20 protein-coding genes, 1 tRNA gene and 5 pseudogenes are annotated in these 21533 nt (G+C 66.7%); 20 read left to right on the forward strand and 6 right to left on the reverse strand.

The window, feature by feature from the left end; translation table 11 throughout:
* Positions 1-12: 12 nt before the first annotated feature.
* Positions 13-495, reverse strand: a complete 483-nt coding sequence (locus AC0IX7_RS16060) for a DoxX family protein (protein WP_471812812.1) — start codon at positions 493-495, stop codon at positions 13-15.
* 21 nt (positions 496-516) lie between these two features.
* Between AC0IX7_RS16060 and chrA the strand changes: the two genes are divergently transcribed.
* The gene (gene chrA / locus AC0IX7_RS16065; RefSeq protein ID WP_471812814.1) at positions 517-1728 is read left to right on the forward strand and encodes a chromate efflux transporter; all 1212 of its coding nucleotides are present in this window, start codon (positions 517-519) and stop codon (positions 1726-1728) included.
* 47 nt (positions 1729-1775) lie between these two features.
* Here the strand turns inward: chrA and AC0IX7_RS16070 are convergent.
* Positions 1776-3190 (reverse strand): annotated as a pseudogene (locus AC0IX7_RS16070) (sigma-54-dependent transcriptional regulator).
* 140 nt (positions 3191-3330) lie between these two features.
* On the opposite strand from AC0IX7_RS16070, the gene AC0IX7_RS16075 reads away from it, so the two are divergent.
* From AC0IX7_RS16075 to AC0IX7_RS16110, 8 genes are all read left to right on the forward strand, one after another.
* Complete coding sequence (locus AC0IX7_RS16075) at positions 3331-3453, forward strand: aa3-type cytochrome c oxidase subunit IV (protein ID WP_187503846.1); 123 nt, start codon at positions 3331-3333, stop codon at positions 3451-3453.
* A gap of 4 nt (positions 3454-3457) precedes the next feature.
* Positions 3458-4579, forward strand: a complete 1122-nt coding sequence (locus AC0IX7_RS16080) for an NAD(P) transhydrogenase subunit alpha (RefSeq protein WP_471812816.1) — start codon at positions 3458-3460, stop codon at positions 4577-4579.
* Positions 4580-4725: 146 nt separating this feature from the next.
* Positions 4726-5097 (forward strand): endonuclease domain-containing protein, encoded by a 372-nt coding sequence (locus AC0IX7_RS16085; RefSeq protein WP_471812818.1) that lies wholly within the window; start codon positions 4726-4728, stop codon positions 5095-5097.
* 1 nt (position 5098) lies between these two features.
* Positions 5099-5419: a proton-translocating transhydrogenase family protein gene (locus AC0IX7_RS16090; protein ID WP_187503849.1), complete on the forward strand. Its 321-nt coding sequence runs from the start codon at positions 5099-5101 to the stop codon at positions 5417-5419.
* Between the two features lie 143 nt (positions 5420-5562).
* Positions 5563-7062: an NAD(P)(+) transhydrogenase (Re/Si-specific) subunit beta gene (locus tag AC0IX7_RS16095; RefSeq protein ID WP_471812820.1), complete on the forward strand. Its 1500-nt coding sequence runs from the start codon at positions 5563-5565 to the stop codon at positions 7060-7062.
* Positions 7063-7174: 112 nt separating this feature from the next.
* On the forward strand, positions 7175-7639 hold the full coding sequence (locus AC0IX7_RS16100) for a hypothetical protein (protein ID WP_471812821.1): 465 nt from the start codon (positions 7175-7177) through the stop codon (positions 7637-7639).
* Entirely contained in the window at positions 7591-8115 is a 525-nt protein-coding gene (locus tag AC0IX7_RS16105) for a hypothetical protein (protein ID WP_471812822.1), read from the forward strand. The genes AC0IX7_RS16100 and AC0IX7_RS16105 overlap by 49 nt, the downstream gene beginning before the upstream one ends.
* A gap of 64 nt (positions 8116-8179) precedes the next feature.
* Positions 8180-8255: transfer RNA gene (locus tag AC0IX7_RS16110), tRNA-Val, on the forward strand.
* Positions 8256-8260: 5 nt separating this feature from the next.
* On the opposite strand, the gene AC0IX7_RS16115 is transcribed toward AC0IX7_RS16110, so the two are convergent.
* Entirely contained in the window at positions 8261-8821 is a 561-nt protein-coding gene (locus tag AC0IX7_RS16115) for a helix-turn-helix domain-containing protein (protein WP_471812823.1), read from the reverse strand.
* A 98-nt stretch (positions 8822-8919) separates the two neighbouring features.
* On the opposite strand from AC0IX7_RS16115, the pseudogene AC0IX7_RS16120 reads away from it, so the two are divergent.
* The 3 genes and pseudogenes from AC0IX7_RS16120 to AC0IX7_RS16130 all read left to right on the forward strand — a co-directional run bounded on the left by AC0IX7_RS16120 (position 8920) and on the right by AC0IX7_RS16130 (position 11186).
* Positions 8920-9383, forward strand: a pseudogene (locus tag AC0IX7_RS16120) (DUF6456 domain-containing protein).
* A gap of 227 nt (positions 9384-9610) precedes the next feature.
* Positions 9611-10548 (forward strand): annotated as a pseudogene (dapF, locus tag AC0IX7_RS16125) (diaminopimelate epimerase).
* Between the two features lie 83 nt (positions 10549-10631).
* Entirely contained in the window at positions 10632-11186 is a 555-nt protein-coding gene (locus AC0IX7_RS16130; protein WP_471812824.1) for a fasciclin domain-containing protein, read from the forward strand.
* A 198-nt stretch (positions 11187-11384) separates the two neighbouring features.
* On the opposite strand, the gene AC0IX7_RS16135 is transcribed toward AC0IX7_RS16130, so the two are convergent.
* Positions 11385-12650 (reverse strand): NupC/NupG family nucleoside CNT transporter, encoded by a 1266-nt coding sequence (locus tag AC0IX7_RS16135; protein ID WP_471812825.1) that lies wholly within the window; start codon positions 12648-12650, stop codon positions 11385-11387.
* 138 nt (positions 12651-12788) lie between these two features.
* On the opposite strand from AC0IX7_RS16135, the pseudogene AC0IX7_RS16140 reads away from it, so the two are divergent.
* From AC0IX7_RS16140 to AC0IX7_RS16165, 6 genes and pseudogenes are all read left to right on the forward strand, one after another.
* Positions 12789-13447 (forward strand): annotated as a pseudogene (locus AC0IX7_RS16140) (queuosine precursor transporter).
* 149 nt (positions 13448-13596) lie between these two features.
* Positions 13597-14514 (forward strand): acetylglutamate kinase, encoded by a 918-nt coding sequence (gene argB / locus AC0IX7_RS16145; protein ID WP_248522450.1) that lies wholly within the window; start codon positions 13597-13599, stop codon positions 14512-14514.
* Between the two features lie 383 nt (positions 14515-14897).
* Entirely contained in the window at positions 14898-15200 is a 303-nt protein-coding gene (locus AC0IX7_RS16150) for a YggT family protein (protein WP_093398362.1), read from the forward strand.
* Positions 15197-15445: a DUF167 domain-containing protein gene (locus AC0IX7_RS16155; protein WP_471812827.1), complete on the forward strand. Its 249-nt coding sequence runs from the start codon at positions 15197-15199 to the stop codon at positions 15443-15445. Before AC0IX7_RS16150 ends, AC0IX7_RS16155 begins: the two co-directional genes overlap by 4 nt.
* Before the next feature lie 70 nt (positions 15446-15515).
* Entirely contained in the window at positions 15516-16391 is an 876-nt protein-coding gene (gene folD / locus AC0IX7_RS16160; RefSeq protein WP_471812829.1) for a bifunctional methylenetetrahydrofolate dehydrogenase/methenyltetrahydrofolate cyclohydrolase FolD, read from the forward strand.
* A complete protein-coding gene (locus tag AC0IX7_RS16165; RefSeq protein ID WP_332744795.1) occupies positions 16388-17008 on the forward strand; it encodes a MarC family protein in 621 nt (206 codons plus the stop codon). Before folD ends, AC0IX7_RS16165 begins: the two co-directional genes overlap by 4 nt.
* Before the next feature lie 93 nt (positions 17009-17101).
* Here AC0IX7_RS16165 and AC0IX7_RS16170 read toward each other — a convergent pair.
* A pseudogene (locus AC0IX7_RS16170) lies at positions 17102-18887 on the reverse strand (AcrB/AcrD/AcrF family protein).
* A gap of 124 nt (positions 18888-19011) precedes the next feature.
* Here AC0IX7_RS16170 and AC0IX7_RS16175 point away from each other — a divergent pair.
* Entirely contained in the window at positions 19012-19437 is a 426-nt protein-coding gene (locus AC0IX7_RS16175) for a GtrA family protein (RefSeq protein WP_471812830.1), read from the forward strand.
* Between the two features lie 30 nt (positions 19438-19467).
* Positions 19468-20196 (forward strand): class I SAM-dependent methyltransferase, encoded by a 729-nt coding sequence (locus AC0IX7_RS16180; protein ID WP_132737010.1) that lies wholly within the window; start codon positions 19468-19470, stop codon positions 20194-20196.
* A 295-nt stretch (positions 20197-20491) separates the two neighbouring features.
* Here the strand turns inward: AC0IX7_RS16180 and AC0IX7_RS16185 are convergent, their stop codons facing one another.
* Positions 20492-21529 carry a glycosyltransferase family 2 protein gene (locus AC0IX7_RS16185; RefSeq protein ID WP_471812832.1) on the reverse strand — a complete coding sequence of 346 codons (1038 nt, stop codon included), beginning with the start codon at positions 21527-21529 and terminating at the stop codon, positions 20492-20494.
* Positions 21530-21533: the final 4 nt, after the last annotated feature.

Genomic DNA, 21533 nt, shown 5'->3' on the forward strand with positions numbered 1-21533 from the left:
CGTCCCCCCGGGTTAGGCCGGGGGCACGACGTCCCGGTCGAGCAGTCGATCGATCGACCAGCGTCCGCTGCCGACGATCAGCAGATACAGGCATCCGAGCAGCATGGTGAGATCCGCGCGGCTCTCATGCTGTGCGCTCCAGAAGCCGTAGCGCTTGAAGTCGGGAAGGCTGAACGGTCCAAGTTCATGTCCCAACAGGATCGGGAGTTTGGTCGTGATCAGCGCCACGATCATCGTCACGATCAGCGGGATGGCGGCAAGCCGGGTGAACAGCCCGACGATGATCAGCGCCCCGCATATTAGCTCCACCATGCCGACGAACGGCCCCGTAAATTCGGGGTAGGGGATGCCGATCTTCGCAAAGCGGCCGGCGCCCAGGATGTCGGGAAACAGTAGCTTCTGGATGCCTTCGGGAAAAAACACGACGAGGCCGACCGCCAACCGGATCAGGATCGTCGATGGACTCGCGGTACTGCGGATGATGCTCGTGAACATGCGGAGGCTATACTGCGTTCGATGACGAACGAGCAAAGCATCCTTGCCGCGCGCCGCGGCAGCATCGGCGAGGTCTTTGCCGCGTTCCTGAAGCTCGGGCTCACCTCGTTCGGAGGGCCGATCGCCCATATCGGCTATTTCCGCGAGGCCTTCGTGGTGCGCCGCCGCTGGATCGACGAAACGGGCTACGCCGATCTGGTCGCGCTCTGTCAGTTTCTGCCCGGCCCTGCTTCAAGCCAGGTCGGGTTCGCGCTGGGGCTGTTGCGCGCCGGGCCGCTGGGCGCGGTCGCCGCCTGGGTCGGGTTCACGCTCCCCTCTGCCTGTCTGATGCTGCTGTTCGCCTATGGCGCGTCGCGTTTCGACGGTCCGGTGGGTATCGCCGTCATCCACGGCCTCAATCTCGTCGCGGTTGCGGTCGTCGCGCAAGCTGTCTGGGGTATGGCGCGCACGCTTACGCCGGATGGGCCGCGCGCGGCGCTGGCGCTGACCGCGCTTGTTACGGTGACGCTGCTGGGCGGAGCATGGGGGCAGGTTGCGGCGATCGGTGTGGGCGCGATCGGCGGCATCTGGCTGTGCCGGGCCACGGCAAACGCCGCCCGTCAGCCGATCCGGTTCAAGGTTTCCCGCACGGCCGGTGTCGCCTGTCTTGCCCTGTTCGCGCTGTTGCTCGTCGGTCTGCCGCTGCTCGCTTCGACGCCGGGGTTGCAGGGACTGACCCTGTTCGATGCGTTTTATTTATCCGGCGCCTTGGTGTTCGGGGGCGGACATGTCGTGCTGCCGTTGCTGCAAGCTGCCGTGGTCGAGCCCGGCTGGACCGACGATGCCACGTTCCTCGCAGGCTATGGCGTGGCGCAAGCCGTGCCCGGGCCGCTGTTCACCTTCGCCGCCTATCTGGGCGCGGTGGTCGCCCCTGTTCCGCGCGGCATATGGGGCGCAGCGGTGGCACTCGTTGCGATCTTCTTTCCCGGACTGCTGATCCTGCTAGGTGCGCTGCCTTTCTGGGACGCGTTGCGCGCACGTCCGGCGGCGCAGGCGGCGCTTCGCGGTGTCAACGCCGCCGTCGTTGGCATCCTCGCTGCGGCACTCTACAATCCGGTCTGGGTCAGTGCGGTCGTCAGCCCGTATGATTTCGCGATCGCCGCTGCCGGTTTCGTTCTTCTGACCGTCTGGAGACTGCCGCCGATCGCCGTGGTTGCGCTTATGACGTCGCTCGCGGTTGCCCGGTCGATCTAGCGTATCCCGGCGCCTGGAAAGGCACCGGAACCGGCGTGGTCCTGACCTCAGGCGGCGTTGTCGATCCCCAGGTCGCTGAGCTTTCGGTACAGCGTCGAGCGGCCGATGCCGAGGCGGCGGGCGACTTCGGTCATGCGGCCGCGGTAATGGCCGATCGCCAGGCGGATCACGTCGGCTTCGATCTCTTCCAGTGCGCGCAAATTGCCGTCGGGGCGGAACAGCGTGACGCCGCCGCCGCCCGCTGCCACTGTGGTCGGGCCGCGCTGGCGATTGCCGAGCGCGGCGATCTGCGGGAAATCCTCCTCGGTTAGCGCGGCGCCTTCGCACAGCACGGCGGCGCGGAAGAGCGCGTTCTGCAACTGGCGGACGTTGCCGGGCCAGTCATACTGCACCAGCAGTTTCAGCGCGGCGTCGGTGATCCCGAGCGGCCTCAGCCCCGGTTGCTCGGCGATCCGCGCGAGCAGGTGACGGGCGAGCGCGGGAATGTCGCCGGTGCGCTCGCGCAACGGGGGATCGTCACCTGCACCGCGTTCAGCCGGTAATACAGGTCCTCGCGAAACCGCCCCGCCTCGACCTCGTCGAGCAACCGCTGGTTGGTCGCGGCGATCACCCGGACGTCGACGTCACGCGCATGCCGCGCGCCGATCGGCTGGACCTCACCGGTGTGGAGCAAATGGAGCAGCTTGGCCTGCGCCTCCAGCGGCATTTCGCCGATCTCGTCGAGAAACAGCGTGCCGCCATCGGCATCGTGGAAGCGGCCGATCTTGCGCTCGAACGCGCCGGTGAACGCGCCTTCCTCGTGCCCGAACAGTTCCGATTCGATCAGGTTGGCGGGCATCGCCGCGCAATTGACGGTGATCATCGGCTTCTTGGCGCGCGGCGAGGCGGCGTGGATCGCCTCGGCGACGACCGCCTTGCCGACCCCGCTCTCGCCCTCGACCAGCACCGCGACGCGCGCGCGTGCCGCCTTTGCCGCGATCGCCAGCGCGGCGCGGAAATCGGGGGAGGAGCCGACGATCTCGTCGAACGCGAGCAGTGCGGGAATCTTTTCGGTGAGCGGGCGCAGTTCGCCCGCGGCGGTGCCGGCTATGGCGGCCTCCAGCGCGGCGAGCACGCGGTCGGGCGCGAGCGGCTTGACCAGGAAATCGGTGGCGCCGGCGCGCATCGCGCTGACCGCGTGCGCCACTGAGCCATTGGCGGTGAGCATCAGGATCGGCAGCGCGGGGCGGCGTTCGCGCAGTTCGGCGATCAGCGTGGTCGCGTCGCCATCGGGGGCGGAGTGATCGAGCAGGATCGCGTCGAGCTGCATCCCGTCCTGCGTGCCGAGCGTGGCGATCGCCATCTCGCCATCGGTCGCGAACACCGCGCGCCAGCCGCCACGCGCAGCAAGCGCGGCGACCAGCCGGCGTTGCGCGGGCTCGTCGTCGATCAGCAATACTAGGCGCTGGCCGTTGCGCGTCATGGCGAATCCTGTCCCGTTCCGGCACGTGCAATAGCGCAATCGAGTAAAGGGCGCCTTAAATGTCTCGCTTGGCGATCCCGGATGTGCGGGTTAAGGTCGACGGCATAGAGGATGGCACTGACAGGATTGGGGCACGAACCATGGCCGGCAACGGAGATATGAAGGCGCACGTCGCGACCTATTCGAGCGTGACGGGGATGATGAAATGGGGCTCGATCGGGTGCGCGCTGGTCGTCGCGCTCGTCATCTGGCTGATCTCGTAACATCATGAAGATCGCCGTCCTGAAAGAGCAAGCGGACGGCGAGCGGCGGGTTTCCGCGACGCCGGAAACGGTGAAGAAGTTCATCGCGCTGGGCGCGGCGCTGGCAGTGGAGACGGGGGCGGGCGAGACGGCCTCGATCGCCGATGCCGCCTATGCGGAGGCGGGTGCTTCAGTTGGCGATCGTGCGGCGACGCTGGCGGGAGCGGATATCGTGCTCGGCGTGCAGGGGCCTGATCCTGAGTCGCTTGCCGGCGTCGCCCCGGGGGCGTGGATCGTGGCCAGCCTCAATCCTTTTGCAGACCGTGCCCGGATCGAGGCCTACGCCGCGGCCGGTTACGAAGCGCTGGCGATGGAGTTCATGCCGCGCATCACGCGCGCGCAGTCGATGGATATCCTGTCGTCGCAGTCGAACCTGGCGGGCTACAAGGCGGTGCTCGACGCGGCGGCCGAATATGGTCGCGCGTTTCCGATGATGATGACCGCGGCGGGCACGATTTCTGCCGCGAAGGCGTTCGTGATGGGCGTCGGCGTGGCGGGCTTGCAGGCGATCGCGACAGCGCGACGTCTCGGTGCGCAGGTGTCGGCGACCGACGTGCGCGCCGCGACCCGCGAGCAGATCCAGTCGCTCGGCGCGAAACCGATCTTCGTCGAGAACGTCGCGGGAATCGAAGGCGAGGGGACGGGCGGCTATGCCGGCGAGATGTCGCCCGAATACCAGGCCGCGCAGGCCGAGCTCGTCTCGGGGCATATCGCGAAGCAGGACATCGTCATCACCACCGCGCTGATCCCCGGACGTGCCGCCCCGCGGCTGATCTCGGCAGCGCAGGTCGCGAGCATGAAGCCGGGCTCGGTGATCGTCGATCTCGCGGTCGAGCAGGGCGGCAACGTCGAGGGTTCGGTCGCAGGCGAAGTCGTCGTCGTGAACGGCGTCAAGATCGTCGGCCACCGCAACGTGCCGTCCCGCCTCGCGGCAGACGCCAGCGCGCTGTTCTCGCGCAACCTGTTCAACTTCCTCAACGCCTTCTGGGACAAGGAGGCGGGCAAGCCCGTGCTCGACGCTGAAATCGGCGACGCGATTCGCCTGACCCAGGGCGGCAAGATCGTGAACCCAAGGCTGCTGTCTTGATAATCGATCCTCCCCTGCAAGGGAGGTGGCGCGCCTTGGCGCGACGGAGGGGTATCGCCGCTCGGTATCGTGCGCGCTATCACTACAGGCGACACCCCTCCGTCAGGCAAGCGCCTGCCACCTCCCCTGCAAGGGGAGGATTTGAGATGCTGCAAGGTACGGGATCGACTGGAGCGCTAGCCAAGCAGCTCCGCGGCATGATGTCTCCGCCCGAGATCGCATTGTGGCTCGCATTGCGGGAAAGACCGGCCGGTCTGAAGTTTCGAAAGCAGCATCCGTCAGGCCCGTACGTTGCGGACTTCTATTGTCATGCCGCGCGCCTGATCATCGAAGTCGACGGCCAGGCGCATGACTTTGGTGATCGCCCAGCGCGCGACGCTGCGCGCGATCGCTGGTTCGAAGGACGTGGCATCGCCGTTCTGCGTATTCCCGCCGTCGAGATTTTCCACGATTGCGACGCCATGGTTCGAGGTATCGTGGCGCTTGCCGCCGAGCGGCTCGCCACGCAGGAGGAATAGAATGGACTTTATCGCGATCCTGTCGATCTTCGTGCTGGCGTGTTTCGTCGGGTATTTCGTGGTGTGGGCGGTCACGCCCGCGCTGCACACGCCGCTGATGGCGGTGACCAACGCGATCTCGTCGGTGATCATCGTCGGCGCGCTGATCGCGGCCGCGGCGCCGACGGTCCTGGGGGCGATCGGTGCCGGGTCAGGCGTCGCCAAGGCGCTAGGCCTGCTCGCCGTCGTGCTGGCGAGCATCAACATCTTCGGTGGCTTCGCGGTCACCGCGCGGATGCTGGCGATGTACAAGAAGAAGGAACGGCCCGTTGCGAAGGGCTGAGTCGGCGGTCGACATACGATCCTCCCCTGCAAGGGGAGGTGGCAGGCGCCAGCCTGACGGAGGGTATCGCGCTATCGAGAGCGCGTCACCCTCCGTCGCTGCGCGACACCTCCCCTTGCAGGGGAGGATTAGGGGAATGGACGATGCATGAACTGACGGTCAGCCCCTGGGCATCGCTCGCCTATCTGGTCGCGGGGGTCTGTTTCATCCTCGCGTTGCGCGGGCTGTCGAGCCCCGCGTCGAGCCAGCGCGGCAACCGCTTCGGCATCATCGGCATGACGATCGCGGTCGTGACGACGCTGGTGACGCATGTGCCGACCGTTCAGCATCTTCTCGTTTCGGACACCGGACCGACGATAGCCGTGCGCGCTATCGACTGGGTCACTGTCGTCGAAATCCTCGCGGCGATCGGCGTCGGCGCGGCGATCGGCCTCGTCACCGCACGCCGGATCGCGATGACCGCGATGCCGCAGCTCGTCGCCGCTTTCCATTCGCTCGTCGGTCTCGCCGCAATGCTGGTCGGCGTCGCCGCGTATCTCAACCCGCAGGCGTTCGGGATCTCCGACCTCGTCGTGCCCATGATCGGCCAGCCCTTCGCGGTCATCCACCCGGTCAGCCGAATCGAACTCGGCCTCGGCGTCGCGATCGGTGCGATCACCTTCTCCGGCTCGGTCATCGCGTTCCTCAAGCTCAACGGCAACATGGGTGGCAAGCCGATCATGCTGCCCGGCCGCCACGTCATCAACATCGCGCTGCTCGCCGGCATCCTCGGCCTGATCGCCTATTTCGTCACCGATCAGTCGGCATGGATATTCTGGACGATCACGCTGCTGAGCTTCGTCATCGGCTTCCTGCTGATCGTCCCGATCGGCGGCGCGGACATGCCGGTGGTGGTCAGCATGCTCAATTCCTATTCGGGCTGGGCGGCCGCGGCGATGGGCTTCACGCTGCATAACAGCGCGATGATCATCACCGGCGCGCTGGTCGGCAGCTCGGGCGCGATCCTCAGCTACATCATGTGCCGCGCGATGAACCGCAGCTTCATCAGCGTGATCGCAGGCGGCTTCGGTACGAGCGATGCAGGCGCGGGAAGTGGCGGCTCAGCCGTCGATCGCCCCTGGAAACGCGGCTCGGCCGAGGACGCCGCGTTCCTGATGAGCCAGGCCGAGCAGGTCATCATCGTCCCCGGCTACGGCATGGCGGTCGCGCAGGCGCAGCATGTCCTGCGCGAAATGGGCGACAAGCTGAAGGCCGAGGGCGTCCGCGTGAAATACGCGATCCACCCGGTCGCGGGACGCATGCCGGGGCACATGAACGTGCTGCTGGCGGAGGCGAACGTGCCCTATGACGACGTGTTCGAGCTGGAGGACATCAACAGCGAGTTCGCGCAGACCGACGTCGCCTTCGTGATCGGCGCCAACGACGTGACCAACCCGGCCGCCAAGACCGACAAGTCCTCGCCGATCTACGGCATGCCGGTGCTCGACGTCGAAAAGGCCAAGACCGTGCTGTTCATCAAGCGTTCGATGGGCGGCGTCGGCTACGCCGGTGTCGATAACGACCTGTTCTACCGCGACAATACGATGATGTTGCTGGCCGACGCGAAGAAGATGGTCGAGGACATCGTCAAGGCGCTCGACTAGGCCCCGATCGCGCCGTGCAGAGGAAGTTCCCCAATCCAACGAAACTCGATCCAGTTCGGGTATAATACTTGGCCTGACGCAGGTTAGTCTCCGTTTCACAACGGAGACCGTGATGACTCGACCGGCCGGCCCGCCCGACGCGGCAGATTACGATAGCGGGATCGACGCGGTCCTGATTGCCGCGGCGAGTGCGCCGGACCGGTTGGCCGTTGCGCTCGCCGCGCTGCGTGGGCGGGTCGTCGGGCGGCTCGACTGGCAAGCGGCATTCGGCGATCATGCGACGCCGCACGTGATCGTCGTCGAGGCTGCCGGGGTCGATCTCGCGCTGCTCGCCGAACGCCTGCCCGTCATCGTCGATCAGGCGGCAGCCTTGCAGGCGGGGCTGGTCGTCGCCCTGGGCATGGATGAAATCGACGTCGTCGCTGCGGCGACTCTCGGCGGCAGCACGCGGTTGCGGGTCGATCCCACCGTCGGCGATTGCGTCGCGGCGATCGTGGTCGCCGCCGAAGCCGCGCGCCTCCCGCCGGTGTGTTCGACGTCACGCGCGAGAGCGACAGTACGCGCCTGGAACGTCTGAACACGGAGGTCGCGCGGATCGCCGAGGCACTCGCGCGGCTGACGCGTGCGGAGATCGAGGAGGATGCGCCGGCTGCGCCGATCGTCGGGGATCGGACGAACCATTACGGCGCGCCGCCGTCCCTGGCCGAGCCGAGCGCCGCCGACGTCCGGCGGGCGATTCGCGCGAGGCGGCTGCGCGACCAGTTCTTCGGGACCGCGCTGTTCGAGGATCCCGGCTGGGACATGCTGCTCGATCTCTACGCCGCCGAACTCGAGCGGGGGCGCGTATCCGTCTCCAGCCTGTGCATCGCCGCCGCGGTTGCGCCGACCACCGCGCTGCGCTGGATCGCGCGGATGACCGACACCGGATTGTTCGAACGCCGCCCCGACATGCATGACCGGCGGCGCGCGTTCATGGTATTGTCGGACCGCGCGAGCGAGGCGATGCGCGGGTATATCGTGGCCACCCGAGGCGCCGACCTGCGGATTCCGTGATCGTGCGCGCCCTTTTAGCTTGCCCCGGCCGCCCGGCTTTGGCATCGCACGTCCACCCGAGAGGGGGCGATTAGCTCAGTTGGTAGAGCGTCTCGTTTACACCGAGAATGTCGGCGGTTCGAGCCCGTCATCGCCCACCACCTTCCTACAGTTCGCGGACCAGCCGCATAGCGACCGCGATCCATGCGGGGGCCTCGATCGTCTGTGGCTGCGTGCCCGGGCCCGGCGGCAAGAGCGTCACGCTGCCCTCGCATCCGATCAGCCGTCCGAACGCGAACCGCCCGGCGGGTTGCGGGACGAGCACGTCGCGATTGAGTGCGGTGGCGAGGCCCTCCGGTGCCAGCATCGCGCACCAGATCACGTCGCCCGCGCGGTAATCGCCGATTCCGCCCGCCACGGTCACCGCGATCTGTCCGGGTGCGACCTGCGGTGGGGGAACGGTCGTGGTCCGGCGCGGCGCGTGGACGCCGCGGTTGTCGAGAATCGCGGTGACGGGCAAGTCGGTCCGATCGGGCAGCGTCACGAGATCGGCGGCCTCGACGCCCAGCGCCGCGGCGATCCGGTTGAGCCAGCCGACCGACACGGTGCGCGTGCCCGTCTCGAGCCGGCCGATCGTCTGCGCGGTCGTCGGCGGAACACAGCGCCGCGCGACATCCTCCAGCGTCAGGCCCTTGGCGCGGCGGACTTCGCGAATGGCCGTGATCATCGAAAGGCTCCAAACCAGATGGGTTATTCCTCTGTCCTACAACCATGTCGATATGGCAACCGGCGCAGGTGATGTGGAGCGGCAACGGGAGACGGCGGATGCGCGAACTGGTGGAACGATCGATCGATGCGGAGGGCATCCCGCAGCCATCGGGGCGCGGCGCGGGCGAATGGTGACAGTCAATCTTGCCGAATCGCCACTCGGGTGGCTCCGGTCGCGCGGGCTGGTCGACGCGCGGCAGTTCGCAGCGGGCGAACAATTGCGCGCCGACTACGAACGCGCCTCGATCGCGCCGAGCGTGACGATGCGCTGGGCGGAGCGAGTCGATGGAGGCGGGCATGATGGACTGGATCCAACGTCCGCGCAGATCGCCGCGAAACGCCGGTTCGACACAGCGATTGCCGCGGCGGGGCCGGGGCTCGCGGACATCCTGTGGCGCGTCGTCTGCGCGGGGGAGGGGCTGCCTGCCGCTGAGAAGGCGCTGCACTGGCCGGCGCGGGCAGGGCGGCTGGTCCTGACGCTCGCGCTCGATCGCCTGGCTACGCATTACGGGATTGGGTAGCGCGGGGCGCCGAACCCGGTAACCCGACCTCACGATCCTCCCCCGCCAGGGGAGGTGGCGCCGGAGGCGACGGAGGGGAGGACGCGAAACAGAGGTTACCTTTCCTCCCCCTTCGTCTGGCAAGGGCCAGCCACCTCCCCTGGCGGGGGAGGATTGAAGGTCGACGATCCGGGCCGCTCCCCTTGTCCGCACTCGCTTTGCCTGCCCTGCACCACTAAGTTGCAGACATGCGCTTCGACCTCATCAAATGCCACGGCTCCGGCAACGACTTCCCCTGATCGACGCCCGGGCGTCCACGCTCGACGACGCAGCCTGGGCGGCCGTCGCGCGCGCGCTCGCGGATCGCGACGGGCCGGTCGGTGGCGATGGCCTGCTCCTGCTCACCGCCGGCAACGAGACCCACGCATTCGGCATGCGGATGTTCAACTCCGACGGCAGCGAGTCCGAGACGTGCCTCAACGGCCTGCGATGCGTCGCGCGCGCTGGGTTCGCAGCGACCGGCGTCAAAACCGCAACGGCGCTGCTCAAGACCAGCGATGCGATCGTCGTGCACGATGCCGATGTCGCGCCGGGCGTGTTCACGGTACGCGAGATCGCAGGGCCGGCGTCGCTCAACGTCACCGCGTGGCCGATGGAGGCCGGCGCGGATCGCATCGTCGACACGCCGATCCCCCGCTTGCCGACGACCCGAGCCTTCACCGCCGTCGCAATGCCCAATCCCCATCTCGTGACATTCGTGGACGCGATCGACGAGGCCGAACTCGTCCGCGTCGGTGAGGCGTGCGAGGCTGCCCCCGACTGGCTCCCCAACCGCGCGAACGTCAGCTTCGTCGAGGTCCGCCGCGCCGACCTGTTCGTCCGCACCTTCGAGCGTGGCGTCGGGCTCACCGACAGTTGCGGCAGCGCGATGGCGGCGTCGACCTATGCCGCGTGCCTGACCGGGCGGATCGCGTACGACACGCCGACCACCGTCTTCAACAAGGGCGGCCTCGTCCGCGCCGAAGCGAGCGAGGCGGCGATGGTCACGCTGTCGGGCAATGCGACGTTCGAATGGCGCGGGTCGATCGACGTCGATCTCGCGACGGCGACGGCGAGCGACCTGGCCATCACGCAGCGGCATGACGATGAAATCGCGTCCTGGGACAGGCTTGTCGCAACGATCTGAAACGCGGCTGCATCATTCCCCCGATCCGGCCGTATCTTCCCGCAGAAGCGTCGGCCGACCGGCGCAGTGCAGGAGAGCATGCCGTGAATCACGTGTTTCGTACCGCGATCGTCGCCGCCGCCATCGCCGTCAGCGGCAGTGCGATCGTCGCCGCGCAGACCAATCCCATGGTCGGCGGTGCCGCGATGTACCCGACCAAGACGATCGTCGAGAACGCCGTCAATTCGAAGGATCACACGACGCTGGTCGCCGCGGTGAAGGCCGCCAGCCTGGTCGAGACGCTGTCGGGCCCGGGTCCGTTCACGGTGTTCGCGCCGACCAACGCCGCGTTCAAGAAGCTGCCGGCCGGCACCGTCGACACGCTGCTCAAGCCCGAGAACAAGGCGCAGCTCGCCAGCGTCCTGACCTATCACGTCGTCCCCGGCACGATCACCGCCGCCGACATCGCCGCCAAGGCGAAAGCGAATGGCGGCACCGCGACCTACACCACCGTGCAGGGCGAGCCGCTGATGTTCAAGAAGGCCGGCACCGGCTGGGGCATCATGGACGGCAAGGGTCACAAGGGCCGCGTCACGATCGCCAACGTCATGCAGTCGAACGGCGTGATTCATGTCATCGACACGGTGATGCTGCCGTAATCGGCGATTCCGCGAGATAGCTGCCTCGATCCCCCAAGAGGCAGTTTCGTCGGGCCCGTCGCCGGAAGGTGGCGGGCCCGATTGCGTTCGGGGCGCCGTCGCCCCAGTCCCGTCATCCTGACGAAAGTCAGGATCCAGAGCCACGAAAGGCGGCGCTTGTTACCCTGGATCCTGACTTTCGTCAGGATGACGGACGGCTCAGCCGATCAGCAGACCGGCGAGCGCGGCCGACATCAGGTTCGCGAGGCTCCCCGCAGCCAGCGCGCGCAGGCCGAGCTTGGCGATCATCGGCCGCTGGTTCGGCGCAAGGCTCCCGGTCACCGCCATCTGGATCGCGATCGACGAAAAGTTCGCAAAGCCGCACAGCGAGAATGTGATGACCGCGATCGTCCGCGGGCTCAGGCCGGTCTGCGTACCGAGCGAGATATACGCGACGAACTCGTTCAGCACGATCTTCTGCCCGAACAACCCGCCGGCGATCCCCGCCTCGCTCCACGGTACGTTGAGCAGGAACATGATCGGCGCGAAGACATAGCCGAGCAGCCCCTGGAAGCTCAGGCCCGGCAGCCCGATCATGTTGCCGAGTCCGCCAAGGAGGCCGTTCGCGAGTGCCACCAAGGCGACGAACGCCAGCACCATCGCGCCGACCGCGACGGCCAGGCGCACGCCGGTCTGCGCGCCCTGGGCTGCGGCCATGATCAGGTTGGCGGGCTTCTCCTCGTCATGCGTCGCCTGCGGCATCGGTTCGCCGGCGGACGATTCACCCGGCAGATCGCCAAGCGCCAGTTCGCCCTCGGGCGGCATGACGCGATCGGGCATGATGATCTTCGCCATCAGGATCCCGCCCGGCGCGGCCATGAAGCTCGCCGCGAGCAGGTAATCGATGCGGATGCCCATCGACGCATACGCGGCGAGGATCGTCCCCGCGACGCCGGCCATGCCGCTGGTCATCACGGTGAACAGCTGCGCCGGAGTAAGCCCCGCCAGATACGGCCGGATCACCAGCGGCGACTCGCTCTGGCCGACGAAGATGTTCGCCGCCGCACACAGCGATTCGACCTTCGAGACGCCGATGACCTTCTCGATCCCGCCGCCGACCCAGCGCACCACCAGTTGCATGATGCCGAGATAATAGAGGATCGAGACGAGGCTGGCGAAGAAGATGATCACCGGCAGCGCGGCGATCGCGAAGCTTTGCCCGCCGATCTCGGGCGTCGCCATCTTGCCGAACAGGAATTCGGTGCCCTTCTGCGAATAACCCAGCAGATTGGCGACCCCGCCGGACATCTCGCCGAGCACCACCTTGCCGAAGCTCGAATACAGCACGAGCACCGCGATCCCGGCCTGCAACGCGAACGCCGCGCCGACGATGCGCAGGCGGATCGCGCGGCGGTCGCTCGACAGCAGCACGGCGATGCCCAGAATGACGGCGATGCCTGCAAGGCCGATGACTAGTCTTTCCATGGACGCCCTGCATTTTTGACTGACACGCGTGGCCCCCGGCCGCGCAAGCGACCGACATGACACGCGAGCGCCGCACTCGCCAGTCATTTGAGGTCTAGTCATTTGACGGCGTGGCGGTTTTCGCTAGCGTCCCGCGCGATGGATAACTCTCTCCCCAGTTCCCCGGCCGCGTTCCCGCGTTCGCTCTTCGTTTTCTCGGTCCTGTACGGCGGCATGGTGTGCATCGCCGGCGTGCTGGGGTGAAGCAGGTTGCGCTCGGCCCGCTCGCGGTCGAGGCGGGGATCTTCGGTTTCCTGCTGCTGGTGGTGCTGAGCAGCGCGATTTCCGAGCTGCACGGCCAGAAGACCGCGACGTTCCTGGTGCGCCTGGGGTTCATCCCGCTGCTGGTGTCGGCGGCGCTGATCCACCTCGTGCTGGCGCTGCCGCACGATCCGGGGATGTACCCGCCCGCGGTCGACGCGTTCCCGATCGTCGTCGGCCAGAGCTCGCGGATGATGATCGCCGGGCTGATCTCCTACGGCATCTCGCAGACGCTCAACGTGCTGATCTTCTCGAAACTGTCGGGACAGGTCGGCAGCGGCGAGGGCAAGCTGGTGTGGCTGCGCGGCATGATCGCGAGCATCATCTCGCAGATCATCGACACGATTTTGTTCATCACCATCTCCTTCCTGGGTGAGCGACCGATCCTCGCGTTGATGGAAGGGCAGATGCTCACCAAGGTCGTGCTGTCGATCGTACTGGTGCCGTTCCTGATCACCTTCTTCGTGCGATTGGGGCGGCGGCTGGACCGGGCATAACACCTTCTCCGTCATCCTGACGAAAGTCAGGACCCAGAGCCGCAAGGGACCCCGTTCGTGATCCTGGGTCCTGACTTTCGTCAGGATGACGGAAGTGGTGATACGCGGTGATGCTTTCGCTACCTCCCTTGACTGTCTAAGGGGTCGGCATGACCGATCACACGCCCGATCCCGCCCTGCTCGCCAAGGCGGAAACGCTCACCGAGGCGCTGCCCTATCTCCAGCGCTACGCCGGCAAGACGTTCGTCGTGAAATATGGCGGCCACGCGATGGGCGACCCCGAGCTCCAGCGCGATTTCGCCGAGGACATGGTGCTGCTGAAGGCAGTCGGCATCAACCCGGTGGTAGTGCACGGCGGCGGTCCGCAGATCGGCGCGATGCTCAAGCGGCTGGGGGTGGAGTCGCGCTTCGTCGACGGCCTGCGCGTCACCGATGCAGAAACCGCGCAGATCGCCGAGATGGTCCTGGCGGGCTCGATCAACAAGGAAATCGTCGGCTGGATCGGCCAGGCCGGCGGTCGCGCGGTCGGCATCTCGGGCAAGGACGCAGGCCTCGTGCTCGCGCAGAAAGTCGGCCACGGCCGCGAGCCCGACAAGCTCCAGGGTATCGAGCGCCACGTCGATCTCGGCTTCGTCGGCGAGCCGATCGCGGTCGACCGGACGATCCTAGACACGCTCATCAAGGCTGACATCATCCCGGTGATTGCCCCGATCGGCATCGGCGCCGACGGTCACACCTACAACATCAACGCCGACACGATGGCCGGTGCGATCGCGGCTGCAATGGGCGCGGCGCGGTTCTTCCTGCTGACCGATATCGTCGGCGTGCTCGACAAGCAGGGCGAGTTGCTCACCGATCTCGACCCCGCGCGGATCGCCGAACTCCGCGCCGACGGCACCGTGACCGGCGGCATGATCCCCAAGCTCGACACCTGCGTCGCAGCGGTCGAATCGGGCGTCGATGCCGCGGTCATCATCGACGGCCGCGTCCCCCACGCGATGCTGCTGGAGATCTTCACCAAGCAGGGCGCGGGGACCTTGGTGAGCGCCAACGGGCGCCCGCGGTAACGCGCGACGGGTATTACCCTCACTACCGCCACGCCGTCATCCCAGCGAAAGCTGGGATCTCCCGGTTCTAGCCGCCCGCCTGCCAACGGGGATGCCCCAGCTTCCGCTGGGGTGACGATAGGTGGGGTGACGATAGTCGGTCCGACGCGCGCGCGCCGGCGGCGAAAACGACCGACATCACAGGGCTTCTCGTTCTTCACGCACCCCTATCCGTCATCCCAGCGAAAGCTGAGATCTTCCAGTTCGAGCCGCGCACCCTCCAACCGGGATACCCCAGCTTTCGCTGGGGTGACGAGGTGGGGCTAGGGGACTATCGTCTAAGCAGGGCTTCTCGTTCTCCCCCGCCACCTTATATCGGCAATACACCAGCGGAGACCCTTGCCTTGATCGCCCTTCTTCAGATCGTCCAGTTGCTGCTCAACCTCGTCTGGTGGGTCATCGTCATCCAGGCGATCCTGTCGTGGCTGATCGCGTTCAACGTCATCAACACGCATAGCGATTTCGTCCGCACGGTCTGGAACGCGCTGCAGAAGATCACCGAGCCGCTGTATCGCCCGATCCGCCGCATCCTCCCCGATTTCGGCGCGCTCGATCTGTCGCCGCTGGTCGTGCTGCTGATCCTCTACATCCTGACCAATATCGTCATCCCGAACATCGCGCAGAACTACCTCGTCGCAGCCTATTGAACGGGCTATTGATCGGGCCGGCAGCCTGGCGCGCGGTCGATGACGGCCTCGCGATCGCCGTCCGGGTAACCCCGCGCGGCGGTCGCGACGCACTCGCCGCCGGAACGCCCGAGCATTTCGCCGTGCGACTGGCGGCCGCACCCGTCGATGGCGCCGCGAACGCCGGGCTCGTCGCCCTCGTCGCCAAGACTTTCGGCGTACCCAAGCGCGCCGTAACGATAATCTCCGGCGAAACCTCCGCCTGAAGCGCCTGCACATCGTCGGTAACGTTGCTACGCTGGCGGAAATCGCCGCCGGTCTTTAAGGACCGCGGGCATGAGCGCGACCATCATCGACGGCAAGGCCTTCGCCGCCGGCCTCCGGGCCCGTATCGCAGACGGCGTCACCGCCTTCAGGGCACAGGCGGGCCGCGCGCCCGGCTTGGCCGTGGTGCTGGTCGGCGAGGATCCCGCCTCGAACGTCTATGTCCGGTCGAAGGGCAAGGCGACGCGCGAAGCCGGGATGGAGAGCATCGAGCACCGGCTCCCCGCCGACGTCCCCGCCGAAGACCTGCTCGCGCTGGTCGCGACGCTGAACGCCGATCCGACGATCGACGGCATCCTCGTCCAGCTGCCCCTGCCGAAACATATCGACGAGCAGGGGGTCATCGCCGCGATCGACCCCGACAAGGACGTCGACGGCTTCCACCCGATCAACGCCGGCCGCCTCGCGACCGGTCTGCCCAGCTTCGTCCCCTGCACGCCGCTCGGCTGCGTCATGCTGCTGAAGAGCGTGCTGCCGAGCCTCAGCGGGCTCGAGGCGGTCGTCGTCGGCCGCTCGAACATCGTCGGCAAGCCGATGGCGCAACTGCTGCTCCGCGAAAGCTGCACCGTCACAATCGTCCATAGCCGCACCAAGGATGTCCCCGCGCATATCCGCCGCGCCGACATCGTCGTCGCCGCGGTCGGCATCCCGCAGATGATCGAGGGCGACTGGCTCAAGCCCGGCGCGACCGTTATCGACGTCGGCATCAACCGCACCGACTCGGGCCTCGTCGGCGATGTCGATTTCGCCAGTGCGGTCGACATCGCGGGCGCGATCACGCCGGTACCGGGCGGCGTCGGGCCGATGACGATCGCGTGCCTGCTCCGCAATACGCTGGTCTCCGCAGGCCGCCGCGAAGGCATTACGATCGACGAGGCCGCACTGTGATCGAACTCTACATCTCGTCGCTGATCACGTTCTTCGTGGTCATCGATCCGCCGGGCTGCGCGCCGATCTATGCCGGTCTGTCGGCGAGCGCCTCGTCCCTCCAGAAGCGGGCGATGGCGATCCGCGCGGTCGGCGTGTCCGCGCTGATCCTGTTCGTGTTCGCATTGTTCGGCGAGGCGTTGCTCAAGGGCCTCGGCATCAGTCTCGCCAGCTTCCGCATCGCCGGCGGCATCATGCTGTTCCTGATCGCGCTCGAAATGGTGTTCGAAAAGCGTACCGAGCGCCGCGAGGACCGCGCCGCCAAGGTCGCGAACGATCCCGAGGTCGAGGACGTCTCGATCTTCCCGATGGCGATGCCGATGATCGCGGGCCCCGGCTCGATCGCGTCGGTGATGCTGTTGATGAGCCGCAACAGCGGGATCGAGCGCTCACTGGTCGTGCTCGGGGCGATGGTGACGATCCTGCTGCTGACCTTGGTCGCACTGCTCGCGGCAGGCCCGATCATGCGGATCCTTGGCGCGAAGATCGAGGCGGTGATCACGCGGTTGCTCGGCGTGCTGCTAGCGGCGCTCGCGGTGCAGTTCGTACTCGACGGCCTGTCGGTGGTGCTGCACTGATTCGTCATCCTGGGCTCGACCCAGGATCCAAAGCCAAGAGCGGTATCGCCAATGGCTCTGGATCCTGACTTTCGTCAGGATGACGGGCTAAGGTCAATCCACCTTGAACAATCGCAACGGCGACTTCGCCGGCAGCGGCAGAGGCGTCAGCCACCCCGGCACCTCATTCTTCGCCATCTGCGCGTAAAACCCCTTCGGGCTGCGCGCCTTGTAGTTGGTCGATTCCGCCGCGTTCGGGCACAGCAGTAGCATCGTCGCGCCGTGCCGCTTGATGATCGCATGCGCCTGGTCCGGCGTCCCCCGAACGCGTGCTGCACATCTAGGATAGCATCGCCGTTGCGGTGATACGGCCCCGCGATCGCGTCGTGATGCGTGATCGTAATCAACCGCGGCCCCATGTCGACGAAGGTGAACACCGTCTGCGCGGGATATTTGTCCAGCGCGAGCAGCACGGTCGTCCGCAGGCAGTTGCCCGTCGCCGAATTGACGCGCTTTTCATACGGCTTCGGTCGGTCGATCGGCAGGTATTTGATCACCATCCCGGCGAACAAGCCCGACACGATCAGGAAAGCACCGACCGTGCCGATCACCCGGACCGCCACCGATCGATTCCCGAGCAGCCGCGGCAGGATCAGCCACCCGAGCGCGGTCGCCCCCGGAATCGCCAGCAACTGCGCCGCCGGCCCGGCGCGGACCTGCCACAGCAACATCGCGCACGCGAACGCGGTGAACAGCGCGACCGCTGCCCAGCCGACGGCCCGGTCGTCGCGACGCGCCCGCCAGGCCGCAAGGATCGCCCCGATCAGCCCGATGATCGGCAGCGTCGCCAATGCGAACCCGACCCGGAAACTATGCTTGTAGATCGGCTTGGCCTCGCGGACATTGTCCAGCCAGTTACGTTGCAGCTCGGGCGAGATCCCCTCGGGCCGCCCCAGGCACTGCGGAAACACCACCGCAAAACCCGCAACGATCGCCGCCCCCGCAACAACCGCCAGAGCCAGCCGAGCCCCCGCGACGCCGGCCCGAAACGCGCGAGCAAAAACAGCAACATTCCCGCCGCGATCATCACGCTCAACCACACGGGCGTCAGCGCATCGCACCGCATCGCCTGATTGGCATTCGACGCGAACAATGCGAACCCCAGCGTGCTGCCTCCACCGAGCGTCAGCGCATAGATCGACAGCCGCTCCGCCTCCGACCGGTCCCACACCCAGCGCAAGGCGATGATCGCCCCCGCCATTGCGGCATACGGCAACAGCTCGAGCCCGATCGACAGCGACACTGCGCTCGCAAGTCCAACCATCGCGCCACCGCGACGTCCGTTCGCATCGCACAGCCCGGCGACCGTCAGGCTCAGCATGGCGAGCTGCCAGCCGTGATGATCGATCCGCTCGGGCATGAACATCAGCATCGTGGCCGTAGCACCGACCATAATCACGACCGCCAAAGGCCACGCATAAGGGCTGATCAGCCGCCGCACGGTCGCGCCGATCCCCAGCATCGCGATCGACAGGGGCAGCAACGGCGCGATCCCGCACGCGAGCCGTTCCGCCCAGCTGTTGCCCACGAACAGGCGGAAGAACAGGATCAGCCCCGCGATCGGCAGGTCGACGATCCGGCTCCAGTGGATGTCGAACCCGACCGGCGGGTTCAGCCGATAGTTGCGCAGATCGTACCAGCCCTGGCCGTCGAGCAGCGCGCGGACCTGCATCAGGCGCATGTTGTCGTCGGTATCGCCGAGCGACAGCCAGCGGATCTGCCCCCAGCGATCGAACATCGACCACGCCGCCACCGCCACCCACGCGAGCAGCGTCAGCGCGATCCAATGCCGATCGAGTTCGTCCAGCAACGTCCGCCGCTGAAGTGGTGCCTGATCCAAAACGCTTTCCTCCAGCCCGCACGCACTCTAGATGCGCGGGCGTATCTCAAGCGTCGCTCTATCGCGGTGCCCGTAAAGAACAAGGCACCGGCGCGATCGCCGGAGGGTAAAGAACAAGGCGGGCATGCAGGCGATTTGGCGACAGATGGAGCAGATGCGGGCGAGCGGCGTGCTCGGCCAGCTCGTGCGCTTCGGCATCGCCGGCGGGATCTCCAGCGTCGTCTATTCGCTCGTCTACCTGCCGCTGACCGCTTATGTCTTTCCGCCCCGCCAGGCGGTGGCGGCGGTGCCGTTCGCGTTTGCCGTCGCGGTGGTGGTAGGCTTCTTCCTGCACAGCCGCTGGAGCTTCAAGGGCCATGCCAAGGAACCGGGGGCAGGGCGGCATTTCAAGTTTGTGATCGTCCAGGCCGCGGGGCTGAGTCTCAACGCGGTCATCACCTGGATCGGCACCGCGCTGCTTCATCTGCACCCGTGGATCCCGCTGATTCCCGCCGTTCTTCTTGCCGCTATCCTGAGCTTCGTGCTCAACCGTCTTTGGGTTTTCAACTGACATGAATTCCAACCGCAGGGCCGACAAGTAATGGACCGCATCGTCTACGACCGGATGGCCGCCCACGATTCCACGCATTGGTGGTACCGCGCCCGCCGCGATATCCTCGCGGATTACCTGACCCGCTACGGCGCACTGCCGAAGAATGCGAAGATCCTTGAGATTGGCTGCGGCACCGGCCACAACCTGCCGATGCTGGCGGAGTTCGGCGAGATCGACGCGATCGAGATCGATCCGGCGGCACGCGAGATCGCCAGCGAACGGCTGGGGAAGCCCGTCGGCGCGGCGCCTTTGCCCGAACTCCCCGGCGTGCCGCGGAAACATTACGACCTGATCGCGGTCCTCGACGTGGTCGAGCATATCGAGGACGACGTCGCCGCATTGAAGGCAATGGCGGATTGCCTCGCGCCCGGTGGCAAGATCCTGATCGCGGTGCCTGCGCATGCGTGGCTGTGGAGCGCGCACGACGTCGTGAATCACCATCACCGGCGCTATTCGAAGGCGACGCTGAAGTCGGCGATCGAGACCGCGGGTCTGAAGCCGGAGAAGCTCGGTTACTTCAACTCGCTGCTGTTCCCGCTGGCGGCGGCGGCGCGGATCGCAGGCCGGATGACCGGGCGCGACGACAGCGACGATTCACCCCCGCCGAAGCTGGTAAATGCGCTGTTCGAGAAGATCTTCCGGCTCGAGCGGCATCTGGTCGGCCGCATGCCGATGACGCCGGGTGTCTCGATCGTGACGCTCGCGGTGCCGCGGTAACGCTCCTCGATCCTCCCCTTGCAGGGGAGGTGTCGCGTAGCGACGGAGGGGTGACGCCCTATCGAGAGTAGGTCACCCCTCCGTCAGCGCTTCGCGCTGCCACCTCCCCTGCAAGGGGAGGATTGGCGGTAAATCCGGTGCGGCGGGGGTGAAGGACACCCGCGCTGGATTTCTTAGGGAAGCATCACCCCGGCGAAAGCCGGGGCCCAATTGGGGGACGTGGCCAACTGAGGTCCGCGCTTCGTTACTGCGACCTTTCCAACTGAGCCCGGCCTCCGCCGAGGTGGTGTGAGGATCAGTCGAGACGACCCGGAAGGGAGCCGTCAGGCAGCCGCACCACGTCCACCGGCTCCGCCCGAAACCCCAACGTCGCCTTACCCTGGATCGGCCCGGCCACATCCGCGACAATATACAACGGCCGTCGCTTCGACTCGACGTACAACCGCCCGAGATATTCGCCGATCATCCCCAGCACGAACATCTGCACCGCGCCTAGGAACACCGTGACGAGCATCGTCGAGGTCCAGCCCTGCACCGCGCTGCCCGACAGCCAGCCGATCGCGATATACACGAACAGCAGCAACGAAACGCCGGTCAGCGCGAGCCCCGCATGGCTGGCGAACCGCAGCGGCGCGGTCGAGAAGCCGGTAACGGCGTCGAACGCCAGCCGGATCATCTTCGCGAGCGGGTAGTTCGTCTCGCCCGCCAGCCGCTCGGCGCGGTCATAGGGGAACGGCACCTGGCGGAAGCCGATCCAGGCGACCATGCCGCGGATGAAGCGAGCCTGTTCCGGGAGCGACAGGAACGCGTCGAGCGCACGCCGGCTCATCAACCGGAAGTCACCGGTATCGAGCGGGATCGGCGTGTCGGTCATCCGCGTCAGCATCCGGTAGAACGCGGCGGCGGTCGCCTTCTTGAACACCGTCTCGCCGGCGCGCTGGCGGCGCACCGCATACACCACGTCGGCCTGACTCGCCGCCATCGCCGCGCGCATGTCGGACAGCAGCTCCGGCGGGTCCTGAAGATCTGCGTCGATGATCAGGATCTGCTCGCCTGCGCACAGATCGAGCCCCGCGGTCAGCGCCAACTGGTGGCCGTGGTTGCGCGAGAGGTTGATAGCCACCAGCCTCGGGTCGGCGGCGGCAAGACGCTGCATTACGCCCCAACTGTCGTCGCGCGAGCCGTCGTTGATCAGTACGATCTCGTAATCGTCGCCGACCGCGACTTTCGCCGCCCCGGAAATGCGTGCGTGCAGGACGTCGAGGCACGCTGCCTCGTTATAGCAGGGGACGACGATTGAAAGGGCCGGGATCGAAAGGGCTGGACGGTTCATCGCC

Source organism: Sphingomonas sp. AC411, assembly GCF_979253035.1.

Coding starts and splice junctions, on each gene's coding strand:
- AC0IX7_RS16080 (WP_471812816.1), top strand. CDS start 3,458: ATGAAGATCGCCGTCCTGAAAGAGCAAGCGGACGGCGAGCGGCGGGTT.
- AC0IX7_RS16135 (WP_471812825.1), bottom strand. CDS start 12,650: ATGGAAAGACTAGTCATCGGCCTTGCAGGCATCGCCGTCATTCTGGGC.
- AC0IX7_RS16095 (WP_471812820.1), top strand. CDS start 5,563: ATGCATGAACTGACGGTCAGCCCCTGGGCATCGCTCGCCTATCTGGTC.
- AC0IX7_RS16180 (WP_132737010.1), top strand. CDS start 19,468: ATGGACCGCATCGTCTACGACCGGATGGCCGCCCACGATTCCACGCAT.
- AC0IX7_RS16060 (WP_471812812.1), bottom strand. CDS start 495: ATGTTCACGAGCATCATCCGCAGTACCGCGAGTCCATCGACGATCCTG.
- AC0IX7_RS16085 (WP_471812818.1), top strand. CDS start 4,726: ATGCTGCAAGGTACGGGATCGACTGGAGCGCTAGCCAAGCAGCTCCGC.
- AC0IX7_RS16115 (WP_471812823.1), bottom strand. CDS start 8,821: ATGATCACGGCCATTCGCGAAGTCCGCCGCGCCAAGGGCCTGACGCTG.
- chrA (WP_471812814.1), top strand. CDS start 517: ATGACGAACGAGCAAAGCATCCTTGCCGCGCGCCGCGGCAGCATCGGC.
- AC0IX7_RS16100 (WP_471812821.1), top strand. CDS start 7,175: ATGACTCGACCGGCCGGCCCGCCCGACGCGGCAGATTACGATAGCGGG.
- AC0IX7_RS16175 (WP_471812830.1), top strand. CDS start 19,012: ATGCAGGCGATTTGGCGACAGATGGAGCAGATGCGGGCGAGCGGCGTG.
- argB (WP_248522450.1), top strand. CDS start 13,597: ATGACCGATCACACGCCCGATCCCGCCCTGCTCGCCAAGGCGGAAACG.
- AC0IX7_RS16185 (WP_471812832.1), bottom strand. CDS start 21,529: ATGAACCGTCCAGCCCTTTCGATCCCGGCCCTTTCAATCGTCGTCCCC.
- folD (WP_471812829.1), top strand. CDS start 15,516: ATGAGCGCGACCATCATCGACGGCAAGGCCTTCGCCGCCGGCCTCCGG.
- AC0IX7_RS16075 (WP_187503846.1), top strand. CDS start 3,331: ATGGCCGGCAACGGAGATATGAAGGCGCACGTCGCGACCTATTCGAGC.
- AC0IX7_RS16090 (WP_187503849.1), top strand. CDS start 5,099: ATGGACTTTATCGCGATCCTGTCGATCTTCGTGCTGGCGTGTTTCGTC.